The following is a 14,902-nucleotide window of genomic DNA, read 5'->3' on the forward strand; positions in this document are numbered from 1 at the left end:
GCTCTCCCTACCGATTGTTCGGTCGTCGGGGCATTTTGGCTACAGGCGGCCTCAGCCTGTGGACAAACGGTTTTCCACAGCCTGAGATATGAACAGCGCGTCCATGAAGGGGAGGCATGGCGGTATGCGGGACGAACAGATGGCCAGTTCAGCCAATTCGAGCCACAGAGCACCGGCCCGACCGCTCGACGAGATCGACCGCTCGATCCTGCACATGCTCCAGACCGACGGCCGGGCCTCGATACGGTCGGTGGCCGAACGCGTCCACGTGTCGCGCGCCAACGCGTACGCGCGCGTGAACCGGCTCATCGACGACGGGGTGATACGGGGCTTCGCGGCCCGCATCGACCAGGAGCGGGCCGGGCAGGGCGCGTCGGCCTACATCACGCTGAAGATCGTGCAGAACTCCTGGCGGACGGTGCGGGACAAGCTCCGCGCGCTGCCGGGCGCGGCCCACATCGCCCTGGTGAGCGGGGACTTCGACGTCCTGCTGCTGGTGCACACCAAGGACAACCGGGCACTGCGGGAGCTGGTGCTCACCCGCATCCAGGCGATCGACGAGGTGCTGACCACCCGCACGCTGCTGGTCTTCGAGGAGCAGGACCTCGAGGAACGGGACCCCAAGGAGGGCCCCGGCTGACCACCGCCCCGGACGGACCGGCGGGTGGCCGGACGGCTGGGACGTACGGCAGCGAGCCGGCCCGGACGGCCGCACGGATGGCGGCGGTACGGACGGCGGGGCGGTACGGACGGCGGCGGTACGGCACGCTCCGGCCCTCGCACGACGCCGCGCGCCCCTCGCCGACGGCCCGGCGGCCCACCGCCCGACGGCTCCTGCCGGCCCCGGCGGGCCCACGGCCCCGCCCCGCTCGACCGCCCCCGCGGCTCAGCGGCCCTGTGCCTCAGCGGCCCCGCGGCCCCCGCTCGATCACCTCTGCGGCCCAGCAGCCCCGCGGCCCAGCGGTCCCGCGGCCCGGCAGCCCGCCGGCCCGGCACTCGATCGCCCGAGCGACTCAGCGATCCCGCAAGCCCGCGAACGCCGTCAGGATCACCGCGTCCGCCACCTCCTGGCTGGTGGCCGCGCCCCGGCGCTGCGGCCGGTACCACTCCACCACCGAGTTGATCATGCCGAAGAGCAGCCGGGTGGCCAGCCGGACGTCGACGTCGGGCCGCAGGTCGCCGTCGGCAGCGGCCTCCTTGAGCAGGTCCGCGACGCGGTGGTCGAAGTCGCGGCGGCGCTCCATCGCCCAGCGCTCGGTGTCCGTGTTGCCCCGGACGCGCAGCAGCAGCGTCACATAGGGCAGTTCGGCGATGAGCACCTCGACGGTGCGCCGGGTGACGTACTCGAGCCGGTCCACCGCGCGGCCGCCGGTGGCGCCCGGCTCGTCCAGCACGGCGAAGAGCCCGTCGAGGGCGCGGCTTATGGCCAGCCGGAGGAGCTCCTCCTTGCCCTTGACGTGGTGGTAGATCGAGGACTTGGAGATCCCGGCCGCCTTGGAGAGGTGCTCCATCGACGTGCCGTCGTAGCCGCGCTCGTTGAACACCGCTACGGCGACCGCGAGCAGCGATTCTGGCGTGTAGGTGTCGCGCTTGGCCATGGTCATGATTGAAGCAGGCTCTCCTTGACGGCCGCACGGCGGCGGAGCGGCTGGGACGGGGCGTAGCGGCCGCCCGGGTACTCGAACTCCATGTTCTGCAGGAACCGGCGGACCCACTCGACGTCGAGCTCCCGGCCCCACTCCAGCGGCCCGCGCGGGTAGTTCACGCCGAGGCGCATGGCGGTGTCGATGTCCTCCCGCGAGGCCACGCCACGGCCGGCGGCGTCCTCGGCGAGGTCGACGATCAGGGCGACGGTCCGCGCGACGATCATGCCGGGGACGTCGTCGACGACGCTGACACGCTTGCCGAGCGCCTGGAAGAGGCCGGTCGCGGCCCGCACGTCGGCCGGGGAGGCCGTCGGCGAGGCCGCGAGGGCGACGCGCTCGCAGCGCCGGTAGTCCAGGGCGAGGTCGACGTAGATGTTCGGCCGCTCCGCCTCGGAGGCGGCCGCGTACCCCTCGGTGAGCGTCAGCCGGGCGCCGCCCGGCAGCACGAGGTGGCCGTAATCGCCGTAGTCGGGCTCGACCCTGGTGACGCCGATCCCCGCCGCCTCGATCAGCTCGGGCAGGACGGCCGCGGGCGGGGGCAGCTCGCCGTGCAGCGTGACCGCGCCGGGCGCCTTCTCCGGCCCGGCCGTGTGCGGCTCCGGCCGCTCCGCGCCCTCCGCGTGGTCGTACCAGCCGCGCCCGCTCTTGCGCCCCAGCAGCCCCGCCTCGACCAGGCGCCGCTGGGCGAGGGACGGCGTGAACTTCGGGCTGTGGAAGAACGCCTCGTACACCGAACGGGTGACGGCCTCGTTCACGTCCTGGCCGATGAGGTCGGTCAGCTCGAAGGGGCCCATCGCGAAGCCGCCGCTCCCGCGCAGCACGGCGTCGACGGTCGCCGGGTCGGCGGCGCGCTCCTCGAGGAGCCGGAAGGCCTCGGCGTAGAAGGGCCGGGCCACCCGGTTGACGACGAAGCCGGGGGTGTCGGCGCAGCGCACCGGCGTCTTGCCCCAGGCCGCCGCGGTGGCCTGCGCGACGTCGGCCGCCGCCGGGTCCGTGGCGTGGCCGCTGACGACCTCGACGAGCGGCAGCAGCGGGGCGGGGTTGAAGAAGTGCATTCCCACCAGCCGGCCGGGACGGCGCAGCGGGCCCGCGACGGCCGTCACCGGCAGGGACGAGGTGTTGGTGGCGAGCAGGCAGCCGTCGCCGACGACGGCCTCCAGCTCGGTGAACAGCCGCTGCTTGACGTCGAGTCGCTCGACGACGGCCTCGATCACCAGCGCCGACCCGGCGAGCCCGGCGAGCTCCGCGACCGGACGCAGCCGGCCCCGCGCCGCGGCCCGCTCGCCCTCGGTCATCCTGCCCTTGGCGACCAGCCGGTCCAGCCGCGCCCCGACGGCTGCCGCGGCCTCCTCCGCCCGGCCGGGCACCGCGTCGTACAGCCGCACGGGGTGGCCCGCGACGAGGGCGACCTGGGCGATTCCCTGGCCCATCGTGCCCGCGCCGACGACGGACACGGTGCGCTCCGGCTCGATTGCGGTCATGTCTGTGATCCTCCCCGATGGGGTGCGGGCGGATTCTCCCGGGCCCCCTTGTCCCGACCGATCGTTCGGTTAATGTATCTGGCGGGTACGACAACGGCACCCCGCCGTGCGCGCCCGGCGCCATGCACCAGCCGCATCCGAGTTCCGCCCGACGAGGAGTTGGTCAGCCGTGACTGCCGCACTCACCACCGACCAGTTGACCGAGAGGCACGCCGCCACGCTCGACACGGCCCTCGACACGATCCGCACCCGCGCCTACTGGTCCCCCCACCCCGAACACCCCAAGGCCTACGGGGAGAACGGCACGCTGGACGCGGCGGCGGGCCAGGCCGCCTTCGAGGCCCTGCGCGAGCGCCGGTTCGAGCTCGACCAGCCCGGCACGGACGGCTGGACGGGCTCCGAGGTCTCGCCCTACGGCCCCCGGCTGGGCATCGAGTACCCGCACGCCGACATCACGGTGCTGCTCCCCGCGATGCGCTCGGCGATGCGCCCCTGGCGCGAGGCCGGCCCGCGCACACGGGCGCTGGTCTGTCTGGAGATCATCCGGCGGATCAACGCCCGGACGCACGAGATCGCGCACGCCGTCATGCACACCAGCGGCCAGGCGTTCATGATGGCGTTCCAGGCCGGCGGGCCGCACGCGCAGGACCGGGGGCTGGAGGCCGTCGCCTACGCCTACGCCGCGCAGGCCGAGGTGGAGCGGACGACGGAGTGGGTCAAACCGCAGGGCAAGCGCGAACCGCTGAAGCTGGCCAAGGAGTTCACCGCCGTGCCGCGCGGCATCGCCCTGGTCATCGGCTGCAACACCTTCCCCACCTGGAACGGCTACCCCGGCCTGTTCGCCTCCCTCGCCACCGGCAACCCCGTCCTCGTCAAGCCGCACCCGCGCGCGGTCCTGCCGCTCGCCCTGACCGTGCGCATCGCACGCGAGGTGCTGGGCGAGGCCGGCTTCTCCCCCGACCTGGTGGCGCTCGCCGCCGAGCGGGACGGCGAGGGCATCGCGAAGACGCTGGCCGTCCACCCCGACGTCCGGATCGTCGACTACACCGGCTCCACCGCCTTCGGCGACTGGCTGGAGACCAACGCCCGCCAGGCGCAGGTCTTCACGGAGAAGGCCGGCGTCAACACGATCGTCGTCGACTCCACCGCCGACTACCGGGGCATGCTCTCCAACCTGGCCTTCTCCCTCTCCCTCTACAGCGGCCAGATGTGCACCACCCCGCAGAACCTGCTGATCCCGCGCGGCGGCATCGCGACCGACGCGGGTCACAAGACGTACGACGAGGTGGTGGCCGATCTGGCCGCCGCGATCGGGCAGTTGCTGGGCGACGACGCCCGCGCCAACGCCCTCCTCGGCGCGATCGTCAACGACCAGGTCAAGGAACGCATCGACGCGGCCGCCCGGATCGGTGAACTCGCCCTCGCCTCACGGACGGTCGCCAACCCCGACTTCCCGGACGCGACCGTCCGCACCCCGGTCGTCGTCAAGCTCGACGGCGCCAAGCCGGACGCCGAGGCGGCGTACTTCTCGGAATGCTTCGGCCCGGTCTCCTTCGCCGTGGCCGTGGACTCCACGGCGGAAGCGGTGGAGCTGCTGCGCCGCACGATCCGCGAGAAGGGCGCGATGACCGTCGGCGCGTACACGACCTCGGCGGAGGCGGAGCAACTGATCGAACAGGCCTGCCTGGAGGAGTCCGCCCAGCTCTCCCTGAACCTCACCGGCGGCGTCTACGTCAACCAGACAGCGGCGTTCTCCGACTACCACGGCACGGGCGGCAACCCGTCGGCGAACGCGGCGCTGTGCGACGGGGCGTTCGTGGCGTCCCGCTTCAGGACGGTGGAGGTACGCCGGGAGGGGTGAGCGCGCGGGCGGGGGGTGCCCCTGTCCCGCCCTTTCCCCGTTTCCCCAGGGGCTGTGCCCCTGGGGAACCCCCGCTGCGCGCGGGCGCGGGGGCTCACAATCAGCCTGTCCGGCGTTTGAGGACAACCGCGCGGAGCGCGGTTTCGGGGGCCAGGGGGCGAAGCCCCCGATCCAACCCCGCAGGGCCGGGGCGTAGACCCACACCGCGCGGAGCGCACCGTCAAGCCGGGGCGCAGGCCCCGCAACGCCGCCCGAAGGGCGGTTCGGGCCCGGGGCGCAGCCCCGGAGGAAACGGTGAAAGTGGGGGTACCCCCTCTGGGGGAGGGTCTGGGGGCACCCTCCCTACCCGGCAGGCACCCCCACCGGCCCACCACCCCAGTGGAACAACGCCATCGCCACACTCGTCGCGAGGTTATAACTCGACACCTGCGCCCGCATCGGCAGCGAAACCACCCGATCCGCCCGCCCCCGCAACTCCTCCGACACCCCATGCCGTTCGGACCCGAACACCAGCACCGCGTCATCGGGAAGAGCCACCGACCGAATGTCGTCCCCGTCCGCGTCCAACGCGAACATGGGCCCCTCCGGCACGCCTCCCGCCGGCACCCGCTCCACCGCCGTCGCGAAGTGCAACCCCGCCCCGGCCCGCACGGCGTTCTGATGCCACGGATCGAGATCCCCGGTGGTGACCACCCCCGTCACCCCGAACCCCGCGGCCAGCCGCACCACGGCCCCCACGTTCCCCAGGTTCCGCGGGTTGTCGAGGACGACGACGGGCGCGCGCCGCGGCCGGGCCGCCAGCGCGGCCAGGTTCGCGCCCCGCGCCGGCCGCACCGCGAGCCCCGCGACCTCCGTCGTGTGCCCCCGGGGCACCAGCGAGCGCAGGACCGCCCGGTCCACCTCCACCATCAGCGCGTCGAGCGCCGCCGAGACGTCCGGGGCCAGCCGCCCGGCCAGCTCCAGCACCCCGCCCCGGTCACTGGTGACGACGGGCCCCACCTCGGCCCCGAACCGCAGCGCGTGCTTGAGCGCATGGAATCCGTCGAGCAGCACGGCCGACGGGGCCAGCTCGCCCCACTGCCGCACGGCGATACCGGTCGCGTCCTCGGTCATACCCTCAACCCTAAGGCCCTGACCTGGGCACAAAGCCCGGGAGATCAGCCCGCACGCACCCTCTCGTGATCCGCCTCCGCCGCCGCACCGCCCCGCGCCCCGCCCCGCTGCGCGGGAACCCGCGCGGCCACCCACCGCGCCCGCCCCGCCACGAGCTCCCCCGCCCGCCGCAGCCAGGACGTCGGCAGGAACACCGCGTCCGCGAAGATCATCACGAGCGAGAAGAACGGCAGCCCCAACAGCACCGCGATGCCCACGTGCTCGACCATCATCAGCACCAGCAGGACGTTCTTCACCCTGCGGTTGAGCAGCGTGAAGGGGAAGGCCGCCTGCATGGCCACCGTGCCGTAGCTGAGCAGCAGCACGACGACACCGCTGGCCGCGAGCGCGTGCGAGAGCCCGGGCCAGGGCGAGAAGTAGTCCAGGTGCAGGGGGTAGTAGAGGGCGGTGCCGTCCTGCCAGAGCGAGCCCTGGATCTTGTACCAGCCGGCCGCGCCATAGATCAGACAGACCTCGCCCATGATCACCAACAGCGCGGCGTTGTGCAGGAGATGACCGAACGCGGCCATGACCGCCCGCACCTCGCCGCCCGCCAGGTCGTCCCGGAGCCGCACCAGCCACCACACGCCGTGCAGCAGCCACACCGCCCACAGCGCGGCGGCCCAGCCGATGCCCGGGACGGGACCGTGGTCCGTCCACGTCATCGCGGGATCGGCGAACACCGTCGCCAGAACCAGAGCGACCCCGCAGACGCCCCAGAGCACGACCCCGGTCACGTCCCGCCGCGGATCCCGCGGATCCAATCCGCTCCGGGCCGCCCGCCGCGCGCGCCGCGCGTCCAGCGACCACACCTGCCCGCACCGCGTGAACACCGTGTAGATCGCCATGAGATGGAGGACGTTGTCCCCGCCGTCGCCCACGAAGACGCTGCGGTTCTGCAGCGACAGGACGCCGATCATGTAGAGCACGGACATGGTCCGGGTCCGCCAGCCGAGCATGAACAGCAGGGCGGTGACCATGGCGAAGAGGTAGACGAGCTTGAACCACCAGCCCTCGCCGGACCACATGAGCACGGTGAACGCGTGGTTGTCGGCGATCAGCCGACGGGCCAGCTCCCAGCTCCACGGCGCGTCCGGCCCGTACAGCTCCTGGCCGTTGAACCACTCGCGCACCAGGAAGAACAGCCAGGCGAAGGAGAGGCCGATACGGATCGTGGCCGTCTGGTACGGGCCGAGGGAGGAGCCGGTGACCCGGGCGAAGGCGTCGGCGCAGGTCCTGCGCCAGGTGGCGGCGCTCACCGGGACCTCACCACGTCCAGGTCGGAGTCGGTGACCCGCCACCAGCCCAGCTCGCGGTAGGCCGGCTTCGTGGCGGGCTGCCCGGACTGCCCGGCGGCCCACGGCGGCGGTGTGACGGCCGTGGTCACGGACCGCAGCTGGACGCGGTGGAGCCGGGTCCCGTCGCGGTCGAGGTCCAGGCGCGCGACCGCGAGCCGCCGCAGGTACTCCTCGGCGAGGTCGCCGCGCATGCCCGTGGACTGCCCGCGGTCGTCGTGCGTGTTGCCGTAGAAGTCCCAGGCGCGGCGCAGCTCGTTCTGCTGCGTGTGGCTGGGGAGGGGGTTGTGGAGGATGGCGGCACCGTCCTGGGCGGAGAGGTCGGTCCAGGACGTGAGCCTGGTCCGGCCGTCGGGGCCGGTCACCTGGGCGCGGACCTGGACGGCGATGTTCTGCTGAAGCGGATTGGGGGCGAAGAACTTCCAGTTCTGCTCGAACTCGGGCAGGACATAGTCGCCTATGGTCGCCGCGTGCTGCTTGCTGATCGTATTCGCCGGTGCCACATGCAGGAACATGATCACCAGGTGCGCGGTGGCGGCCAGCGCGACGGCCACGGCGCCCAGCGCGACGATCCAGCGCGCGGGCCGGGACAGACCGGCGGGCGCGGGTGCGTCCGCGCCCCCCTCCGGCTCGTGTCCGTCGTCCGTCTCCATCCGCGCCCCGATTCCGCTGCGTTCGTTCCTGTGCCGTCGCGCGCCGCCGCGCGGCGCCTCCGCCGGTCCGGCGACCGGCCGCAACCGAACGGTACCGAGGCGGTCCCGGCGGCGCAGCGGCCATAGGACCCGATCGCCCTGTGGCGTCGTCCACAGGCGGTTATCCACAGGCTTGACACCTCCCGGGGCCCGCCTCACCATTGAACCGAACGATCGGTCGGTCGGTTCGCGCCGGGTCGTTCCCGATCGCACCGGACCTCACCGGAGGGGGCATCGCATGACGACGGCAGCACCGGAGACGGTGGACACGGCGACCCTGGAAGCCGTGTTCGAGGCGGCGGTCGCCGCCGACGAACGCATCGAGCCGCGCGACTGGATGCCGGACGCCTACCGCGCCACCCTGGTGCGGCAGATAGCGCAGCACGCCCACTCCGAGATCATCGGCATGCAGCCCGAGGCCAACTGGATCACCAGGGCCCCTTCACTGCGGCGCAAGGCGATCCTGATGGCCAAGGTGCAGGACGAGGCGGGCCACGGCCTCTACCTCTACAGCGCCGCCGAGACCCTCGGCGTCGGCCGCGACGAGCTGCTCGACAAGCTCCACTCCGGCCGCCAGAAGTACTCCTCGATCTTCAACTACCCCACCCTGACCTGGGCCGACGTAGGCGCGATCGGCTGGCTCGTGGACGGCGCGGCGATCACCAACCAGGTCCCGCTGTGCCGCTGCTCCTACGGGCCGTACGCGCGGGCCATGGTCCGTGTCTGCAAGGAGGAGTCCTTCCACCAGCGCCAGGGCTACGAGCTGCTGCTCGCCCTCAGCCGGGGCACCGAGGCCCAGCACGCGATGGCCCAGGACGCGGTGGACCGCTGGTGGTGGCCGTCCCTGATGATGTTCGGCCCGCCGGACGGCGAGTCCGCGCACTCCGCCCAGTCGATGGCCTGGAAGATCAAGCGCCACTCCAACGACGAGCTGCGCCAGCGCTTCGTCGACATCTGCGTCCCCCAGGCCGAGTCCCTCGGCCTCACCCTCCCCGACCCCGGCCTCCGGTGGAACGAGGAGCGCGGCCACCACGACTTCGGCCCCATCGACTGGGACGAGTTCCACCAGGTCCTCCGCGGCAACGGCCCGTGCAACGAGCAGCGCCTCGCCCGGCGCCGGAAGGCCCACGAGGACGGCGCATGGGTGCGCGAGGCGGCCCTGGCCCACGCGGCGAAGCACACCACCCCCACCGAGCACCCGGAGGCGAGCGCATGACCGGCACCGACTGGCCCCTGTGGGAGGTGTTCGTGCGCAGCAGGCGCGGCCTGTCGCACACCCACGCCGGCAGCCTGCACGCCCCGGACGCGCAGCTGGCCCTGCGCAACGCGCGCGACCTGTACACCCGGCGCTCCGAGGGCGTCTCCATCTGGGTGGTGCCCTCGAAGACGATCACCGCCTCGTCGCCGGACGAGAAGGACCCCTTCTTCGAGCCCGCCGCCGACAAGGCGTACCGCCACCCCACCTTCTACGAGATCCCCGAAGGGGTGCGGCACCTGTGACTCCTGTACCACCCATGAACGCCGTACCGCCCACGGCCGCCCTCGCGCTCGGCGACGACGCCCTGGTCCTCTCCCACCGGCTGGGGGAGTGGGCCGGCCGGGCACCCGTCCTGGAGGAGGAGGTCGCGCTCGCCAACATCGCCCTCGACCTGCTCGGCCAGGCCCGCACCCTGCTCTCCCTCACCGGCGACGAGGACGAGCTGGCCTACCTCCGCGACGAGCGCGCCTTCCGCAACGTCCAGCTCGTCGAGCAGCCCAACGGCGACTTCGCCGCCACCATCGCCCGCCAGCTCTGCTTCTCCACCTACCAGCACCTGCTGTACGGCCGGCTGGCGGACGGCGACGGCCCGTTCGCCCCCCTGGCCGCCAAGGCCGTCAAGGAGACCGCCTACCACCGCGACCACGCCGAGCAGTGGACCCTGCGGCTCGGCGACGGCACACCGGAGAGCCACGGGCGGATGCAGCGCGCCGTGGACGGCCTCTGGCGCTACACCGGCGAGCTCTTCCAGCCCGTCGAGGGCCTCCCGGAGATCGACTGGCCCGCCCTGCGGGACGCGTGGACGGCCCTGGTCACCGACACGCTGCAACAGGCGACCCTGGAGACACCCGCCGGGCCGCAGTCGGCCGCCTGGGCGGCGGGGGCCGGCCGCCAGGGCGTCCACACCGAGCCCTTCGGCCGCATGCTCGCCGAGATGCAGCACCTGCACCGCAGCCACCCGGGGGCGACATGGTGACGACCCCGACGCCCCTGGAGGAGCGGCTCCGCGCCCTGGCCGGCGCCGTCCCGGACCCGGAGCTGCCCGTGATCACCCTGGAAGAGCTGGGGGTCCTGCGCGACCTGCGCGTCACCGCCCCCGGCCGGGTCGAGGTGGAGCTCACCCCCACCTACACCGGCTGCCCCGCCGTCGAGGCCATGTCCGCCGACATCGAGCGCGTCCTGCACGAACAGGGCATGGCCGAGGTATCCGTGCACACCGTGCTCTCTCCCGCCTGGTCCACGGACGACATCACGGCCGAAGGGCGCCGCAAGCTGGCCGCGTCCGGCATCGCGCCGCCCCGCCCCGGGGGCCCGGTCGCCGTGGAGCTGGGCCCCACCCGGCTCGCCGCGAGCCCCGGCGGACCGGCGGAGCCGGTGCGCTGCCCGCACTGCGGCTCCACCGAGACCACGCTGCTCAGCCGCTTCTCCTCCACCGCCTGCAAGGCCCTGCGCCGCTGCGAGGCGTGCCGCGAACCCTTCGACCACTTCAAGGAGTTGTGATGGCAGCGGCCCGCCACGGCGTCTTCCACCCCCTGCGGATCTCCGCCGTCGACCCGCTCACCGACGACGCGGTCGCCCTCACCTTTGAGGTGCCCGAGGAGCTGCGCGAGGAATTCCGCCACGCGCCCGGCCAGCACCTGGCGCTGCGCCGCCGGGTCGAGGGCACCGAGGTGCGCCGCACCTACTCCGTCTGCGGGCAGGCGCCGGCCCCCGGCGACGGCGGGCCGCGCACGCTGCGCGTGGGCGTCCGGCTTGTGGACGGCGGAGCGTTCTCGACCTACGCCTTCAAGGAACTGGCCGTGGGCGACACGCTGGATGTGATGACGCCGGCCGGCCGCTTCGTCCTGGAGCCGCGCCCCGGGCACTTCGCCGCGATCGTGGGCGGCAGCGGGATAACTCCCGTCCTGTGCATAGCCGCCACGCTGCTCGCCCGCGAGCCGTCGGCCCGGTTCACTCTGCTGCGCAGCGACCGCACGACGGCCTCCACGATGTTCCTGGAGGAGGTGGCCGACCTCAAGGACCGCTACCCGGGCCGCCTCCAGGTCGTCCAGACCCTCTCCCGCGAGGAGCAGCAGGCGGGCCCCGCCTCCGGCCGCCTGGACGAGGAGCGGCTGACCGCCCTGCTCCCGGCGCTGCTCCCGGTGGACGCGGTGGACGGCTGGTTCCTGTGCGGCCCGCACGGACTGGTCATGGGCGCCGAACGGGCCCTGCGCGGGCTGGGAGTGGCCCGCGGGCGGATCCACGAGGAGATCTTCCACGTCGAGGATGCGGCGGCGCCGCGCACTTCGGCCCCCGCGTCCCCCGCGCACAGCACGGTCTCCGCGACGCTCCACGGCCGTGGCGGCACATGGCCCGTCCAGGACGGGGAGTCCCTGCTGGAGGCGGTCCTCCGCAACCGCCCGGACGCGCCGTACGCGTGCAAGGGCGGTGTGTGCGGCACGTGCCGGGCGTTCCTCGTCTCGGGCGAAGTCCAGATGGACCGCAACTTCGCGCTGGAGGAAGAGGAGTTGGAGTCCGGCTACGTCCTGGCATGCCAGTCGCACCCGACGACGGAGCAGGTGGAACTGGACTTCGACCGCTGACCGGACGGGCTGTTCAGCCCGTCCGGCGTCTGAGGACACCCGCGCGGAGCGCGCGAGAAACGGCGAAAGTGGGGGTACCCCCTCCGGGGGAGGGGGTGGGGCAAACCCCTAAATCACCGCACCCGCCGCGCCATTCGCACTCACCACCGGCCGCCCCGCCGCCGCCCAGGCCTCCATGCCGCCCGCGACGTTCGCCGCGTCCACGCCCTGCTGGAGCAGGTACGCCGTCACCTGCGCCGAGCGCCCGCCCGAGCGGCAGATCACGTTCACCCGCCGCCCGTCGTCGATCGTGTCCGACAGCTCGACGTACCGCGCGGCGAATTCGCTCATCGGCACGTGCAGCGCGTCCTCCACGTGCCCGGCCTCCCACTCGTCGTTCTCGCGCACATCGAGCAGGAAGTCCCCCGCCGAGAGATCGTCGACACTGACCGTGGGCACACTGGATCCGAAAGTCATGCGCCCGACGCTACCCGAACCGCTGACCGGTCAGTCCCGCCAGCCGGGCCTCCCGCTCGGCGATCTGCGTCAGCAGCCCGCCCGAGACCTCCTCCAGCAGCCCGTCCGGGTCGTCCGGCGCCATCTTGATCATCGAGCCGATCGCGGACGCCTCCAGCTCCGCCGCCGCCGCCGAGAGCATCTCCTTGCGCCGCGCCAGCCACTCCAGCCGCGCGTAGAGCTCCTCGGCGCGGCTCGGCCGCCGCTGCGCGGGAACCGGCCCCGCCGCCCACTCCTCGGCCAGCTCCAGCAGTTGGGCCTCGTCCCCCGCCGCGTACGCCGCGTTGACGCGCACCATGAAGGACTCACGCCGCCTCCGGTCGCCCTCGTCGGGCGCCAGGTCGGGGTGGGCACGGCGGACCAGCTCGCGGTACGCCTTGCGGGCCCCGTCACCGGGCCGCACCCGCTGCGGCGGGCGGACGGACTGCCCGGTGAGCATCGCCGACGCCTCGGGCGGGAACCCCTCCGAATCCAGCCAGTCCCCGAAGAGCTCCTGCACCCCGGGCATCGGCTGGACCAGCGCCCGCGCCTCCCGGGCCCGCCGCAGGTCCTCCGGATCGCCGGAGTGCGCCGCGACGGCCTCGGCGATCAGCGCGTCCAGCTCCTCCAGCCGCGCGTACAGGGGCCCGAGCCGCTGGTGGTGCAGGCGGGAGAAGTTCTCCACCTCCACGCGGAAGGTCTCCACGGCGATCTCGAACTCGATCAGCGCCTGCTCGGCCGCCCGTACGGCCTGTTCCAGCCGCTCGGTGCCGGGCTCCGACGGAACTTCGGTCTCCGGATTCGTCACCCGCCCAGCGTACGAGCTCAGACGCCGACCGCCTCCTCCATCTCCTCCTCCGCCTCGGCGGCCCGGGCGGACTTCACGTGCCCCCGCCGCTCCACGGCCCACGCGGCGCCCAGCACCACGAGCCCGACCGCGAGCCAGGCCACCAGCGTCCCGACGTACCCGCCGAGCCCGTACCCGTCGAAGTACACGAGGCTGCGCGTGCCCTCGACGAAGCCGGCGCCGTTCCAGAAGCCGTGCAGCCCCCTGAAGAAGCCGTTCTGGAGCTCGGGCCGGAAGACGCCGCCGGAGCTGGTGAAGTTCAGCATGACGAACAGCACCATCACACCCAGCGTCGTCCAGCGCTTGAGGAAGGTGTGCAGCCCGGTCCCGGCGAACAGCACGCCCGCCGAGTAGACCCAGGCCAGCCCCCACGTGCCCCACAGCCCGTGCTCGACCAGGTGGAAGACGGGCCCGGCCAGCACCGTCCCGATCACGCTCACCACCAGCGACACGGCCGCGGCCAGCGCCGCCCGCACCTTCAGCGGCAGCGCGCCGCCGGCCCCGCCGATCACGGCGACCGAGGCGTACGAGCCGATGCTCAGCGCGACGAGCAGGAAGAAGATGCCCTGCCCGGTCGGGTCGTGCCCGGCGGGCGGGACGACGTCGGTCACCTTCAGCGGGGCGCCCTGCCGCGCGGCCACCGGCGTGAACACCTTCTGCACGGCCGACGCCGTGGTGTCCGACCCCGCCGTGGCCACCAGCAGCTCGGGAGCGCGCCGGTCCGGCACGTACGCCCCGAAGACGTCCCGGTGCTCCAGCGCCCGCACCGCCGCGTCCCGGTCCGCCACCGTGCGGACGGACAGCTTGTCGCCCGCCTTCTCGCCGATCGCCGCCGCCAGGTGCCCGGCGCGCGCGCCGGAGCCGACGACCGCCACCGGCAGCCCGTGCGGCGACGGCTGGGCGAAGGCACCGAGGTAGGCGAGCCCCATGCCGACGCACATCAGCAACGGGGTGAGCAGGTGGGTCAGCACGTGCCGGAGCGCGCTGCGCGTCGCGGGCCTCATGGGCACCCCTCTCCAGAATGGTTGGCTTATACAACTCTCTAATCAAGTTGTACTATACAACCAAAGCGACGGAAGGAAACCCTCGTGCCGCACCGAGCCGATTCCCTGGACACCATCCAGCGCGAACTGACCGCCTTCGCCCGCCGGGCCCGCGCCGCCGCCGCGCAGCTCCACCCCGAGCTGTCGCTCGTCTCCTACACCCTCCTCGCCCACCTCCAGGACCAGCGGGGGTGCCGGGCCACCGACCTCGCGGCGCACTACCTGCTCGACAAGTCCACGGTCAGCCGGCAGATCGCCGCCCTGGAACGGCTCGACTTCGTCGAACGCCGCACCGACCCGCACGACCAGCGGGTCCAGGTGCTGCACCTCACCGACCGCGGCACCGCCGTCCTCGACCAGGTCGCGGCCAGCCGCCGGGTCGCCTTCGAGGAGCGCCTCGCCGACTGGGACGAGGACGACCTGGCCCGCTTCGCGTCCTACCTGCTGCGCTACAACGCCTCGGGATCCACCCGGGATTGACCGGACCACGCAAAAAGCCCTCCACCAGGGAGGGCTGAGAGATACGGCACACCGAACCGGTGCCCGGACACAGCAGAACGGGCCCCGTCGT

The 14,902-nt window shown here is 73.1% G+C and carries 16 protein-coding genes; 8 read left to right on the forward strand and 8 right to left on the reverse strand.

What is annotated here, in order from left to right:
• Nucleotides 1-124: 124 nt before the first annotated feature.
• Nucleotides 125-640 (forward strand): Lrp/AsnC family transcriptional regulator, encoded by a 516-nt coding sequence (locus I5Q34_RS10430; RefSeq protein ID WP_199891924.1) that lies wholly within the window; start codon nucleotides 125-127, stop codon nucleotides 638-640.
• A gap of 373 nt (nucleotides 641-1,013) precedes the next feature.
• Here the strand turns inward: I5Q34_RS10430 and I5Q34_RS10435 are convergent, their stop codons facing one another.
• A complete protein-coding gene (locus I5Q34_RS10435; RefSeq protein ID WP_199891925.1) occupies nucleotides 1,014-1,604 on the reverse strand; it encodes a TetR/AcrR family transcriptional regulator in 591 nt (196 codons plus the stop codon).
• On the reverse strand, nucleotides 1,601-3,127 hold the full coding sequence (locus I5Q34_RS10440; RefSeq protein WP_199891926.1) for a 3-hydroxyacyl-CoA dehydrogenase: 1,527 nt from the start codon (nucleotides 3,125-3,127) through the stop codon (nucleotides 1,601-1,603). The genes I5Q34_RS10435 and I5Q34_RS10440 overlap by 4 nt, the downstream gene beginning before the upstream one ends.
• Nucleotides 3,128-3,296: 169 nt before the next feature.
• Here I5Q34_RS10440 and paaN point away from each other — a divergent pair, with 169 nt between their 5' ends.
• Entirely contained in the window at nucleotides 3,297-4,988 is a 1,692-nt protein-coding gene (paaN, locus tag I5Q34_RS10445; RefSeq protein ID WP_199891927.1) for a phenylacetic acid degradation protein PaaN, read from the forward strand.
• A 342-nt stretch (nucleotides 4,989-5,330) separates the two neighbouring features.
• Here the strand turns inward: paaN and I5Q34_RS10450 are convergent, their stop codons facing one another.
• Genes I5Q34_RS10450 through I5Q34_RS34605 form a run of 3 tightly spaced genes read right to left on the reverse strand, consistent with a single transcriptional unit; the run spans nucleotide 5,331 to nucleotide 8,088 of the window.
• Nucleotides 5,331-6,101, reverse strand: a complete 771-nt coding sequence (locus I5Q34_RS10450) for an RNA methyltransferase (protein ID WP_199891928.1) — start codon at nucleotides 6,099-6,101, stop codon at nucleotides 5,331-5,333.
• 44 nt (nucleotides 6,102-6,145) lie between these two features.
• The gene (locus I5Q34_RS34600) at nucleotides 6,146-7,399 is read right to left on the reverse strand and encodes an HTTM domain-containing protein (protein WP_277965234.1); all 1,254 of its coding nucleotides are present in this window, start codon (nucleotides 7,397-7,399) and stop codon (nucleotides 6,146-6,148) included.
• Nucleotides 7,396-8,088, reverse strand: a complete 693-nt coding sequence (locus I5Q34_RS34605; RefSeq protein ID WP_234428709.1) for a DUF5819 family protein — start codon at nucleotides 8,086-8,088, stop codon at nucleotides 7,396-7,398. Before I5Q34_RS34605 ends, I5Q34_RS34600 begins: the two co-directional genes overlap by 4 nt.
• Before the next feature lie 277 nt (nucleotides 8,089-8,365).
• On the opposite strand from I5Q34_RS34605, the gene paaA reads away from it, so the two are divergent.
• The 5 genes from paaA to I5Q34_RS10480 are packed head-to-tail and all read left to right on the forward strand — an operon-like array spanning nucleotide 8,366 to nucleotide 11,967.
• Nucleotides 8,366-9,343: a 1,2-phenylacetyl-CoA epoxidase subunit PaaA gene (gene paaA, locus I5Q34_RS10460; RefSeq protein ID WP_199891930.1), complete on the forward strand. Its 978-nt coding sequence runs from the start codon at nucleotides 8,366-8,368 to the stop codon at nucleotides 9,341-9,343.
• Complete coding sequence (gene paaB / locus I5Q34_RS10465) at nucleotides 9,340-9,627, forward strand: 1,2-phenylacetyl-CoA epoxidase subunit PaaB (protein ID WP_199891931.1); 288 nt, start codon at nucleotides 9,340-9,342, stop codon at nucleotides 9,625-9,627. The genes paaA and paaB overlap by 4 nt, the downstream gene beginning before the upstream one ends.
• A gap of 14 nt (nucleotides 9,628-9,641) precedes the next feature.
• Nucleotides 9,642-10,361 carry a 1,2-phenylacetyl-CoA epoxidase subunit PaaC gene (gene paaC / locus I5Q34_RS10470; protein WP_199891932.1) on the forward strand — a complete coding sequence of 240 codons (720 nt, stop codon included), beginning with the start codon at nucleotides 9,642-9,644 and terminating at the stop codon, nucleotides 10,359-10,361.
• Nucleotides 10,355-10,885, forward strand: coding sequence for a 1,2-phenylacetyl-CoA epoxidase subunit PaaD (gene paaD / locus I5Q34_RS10475; protein ID WP_199891933.1), 531 nt, complete (start codon nucleotides 10,355-10,357; stop codon nucleotides 10,883-10,885). Before paaC ends, paaD begins: the two co-directional genes overlap by 7 nt.
• Nucleotides 10,885-11,967, forward strand: coding sequence for a 2Fe-2S iron-sulfur cluster-binding protein (locus tag I5Q34_RS10480; RefSeq protein ID WP_199891934.1), 1,083 nt, complete (start codon nucleotides 10,885-10,887; stop codon nucleotides 11,965-11,967). Before paaD ends, I5Q34_RS10480 begins: the two co-directional genes overlap by 1 nt.
• 108 nt (nucleotides 11,968-12,075) lie before the next feature.
• On the opposite strand, the gene I5Q34_RS10485 is transcribed toward I5Q34_RS10480, so the two are convergent.
• The 3 genes from I5Q34_RS10485 to I5Q34_RS10495 are packed head-to-tail and all read right to left on the reverse strand — an operon-like array spanning nucleotide 12,076 to nucleotide 14,292.
• The gene (locus tag I5Q34_RS10485; RefSeq protein WP_199891935.1) at nucleotides 12,076-12,423 is read right to left on the reverse strand and encodes a rhodanese-like domain-containing protein; all 348 of its coding nucleotides are present in this window, start codon (nucleotides 12,421-12,423) and stop codon (nucleotides 12,076-12,078) included.
• 10 nt (nucleotides 12,424-12,433) lie between these two features.
• Nucleotides 12,434-13,249 (reverse strand): J domain-containing protein, encoded by an 816-nt coding sequence (locus I5Q34_RS10490; RefSeq protein WP_199891936.1) that lies wholly within the window; start codon nucleotides 13,247-13,249, stop codon nucleotides 12,434-12,436.
• A gap of 17 nt (nucleotides 13,250-13,266) precedes the next feature.
• Complete coding sequence (locus tag I5Q34_RS10495) at nucleotides 13,267-14,292, reverse strand: hypothetical protein (RefSeq protein WP_199891937.1); 1,026 nt, start codon at nucleotides 14,290-14,292, stop codon at nucleotides 13,267-13,269.
• Between the two features lie 84 nt (nucleotides 14,293-14,376).
• Between I5Q34_RS10495 and I5Q34_RS10500 the strand changes: the two genes are divergently transcribed.
• On the forward strand, nucleotides 14,377-14,811 hold the full coding sequence (locus I5Q34_RS10500; RefSeq protein ID WP_199891938.1) for a MarR family winged helix-turn-helix transcriptional regulator: 435 nt from the start codon (nucleotides 14,377-14,379) through the stop codon (nucleotides 14,809-14,811).
• Nucleotides 14,812-14,902: the final 91 nt, after the last annotated feature.

The organism is Streptomyces sp. AV19, from assembly GCF_015999245.1.
GTDB lineage: Bacteria > Actinomycetota > Actinomycetes > Streptomycetales > Streptomycetaceae > Streptomyces.

Excerpts from the sequence above, each read along its gene's own strand:
- I5Q34_RS10435 (WP_199891925.1), bottom strand. The coding sequence starts at position 1,604 with ATGACCATGGCCAAGCGCGACACCTACACGCCAGAATCGCTGCTCGCG.
- I5Q34_RS10480 (WP_199891934.1), top strand. The coding sequence starts at position 10,885 with ATGGCAGCGGCCCGCCACGGCGTCTTCCACCCCCTGCGGATCTCCGCC.
- paaC (WP_199891932.1), top strand. The coding sequence starts at position 9,642 with ATGAACGCCGTACCGCCCACGGCCGCCCTCGCGCTCGGCGACGACGCC.
- I5Q34_RS34605 (WP_234428709.1), bottom strand. The coding sequence starts at position 8,088 with ATGGAGACGGACGACGGACACGAGCCGGAGGGGGGCGCGGACGCACCC.
- I5Q34_RS10450 (WP_199891928.1), bottom strand. The coding sequence starts at position 6,101 with ATGACCGAGGACGCGACCGGTATCGCCGTGCGGCAGTGGGGCGAGCTG.
- I5Q34_RS10485 (WP_199891935.1), bottom strand. The coding sequence starts at position 12,423 with ATGACTTTCGGATCCAGTGTGCCCACGGTCAGTGTCGACGATCTCTCG.
- paaB (WP_199891931.1), top strand. The coding sequence starts at position 9,340 with ATGACCGGCACCGACTGGCCCCTGTGGGAGGTGTTCGTGCGCAGCAGG.
- I5Q34_RS10430 (WP_199891924.1), top strand. The coding sequence starts at position 125 with ATGCGGGACGAACAGATGGCCAGTTCAGCCAATTCGAGCCACAGAGCA.
- paaD (WP_199891933.1), top strand. The coding sequence starts at position 10,355 with ATGGTGACGACCCCGACGCCCCTGGAGGAGCGGCTCCGCGCCCTGGCC.
- I5Q34_RS10440 (WP_199891926.1), bottom strand. The coding sequence starts at position 3,127 with ATGACCGCAATCGAGCCGGAGCGCACCGTGTCCGTCGTCGGCGCGGGC.
- I5Q34_RS10495 (WP_199891937.1), bottom strand. The coding sequence starts at position 14,292 with ATGAGGCCCGCGACGCGCAGCGCGCTCCGGCACGTGCTGACCCACCTG.
- paaA (WP_199891930.1), top strand. The coding sequence starts at position 8,366 with ATGACGACGGCAGCACCGGAGACGGTGGACACGGCGACCCTGGAAGCC.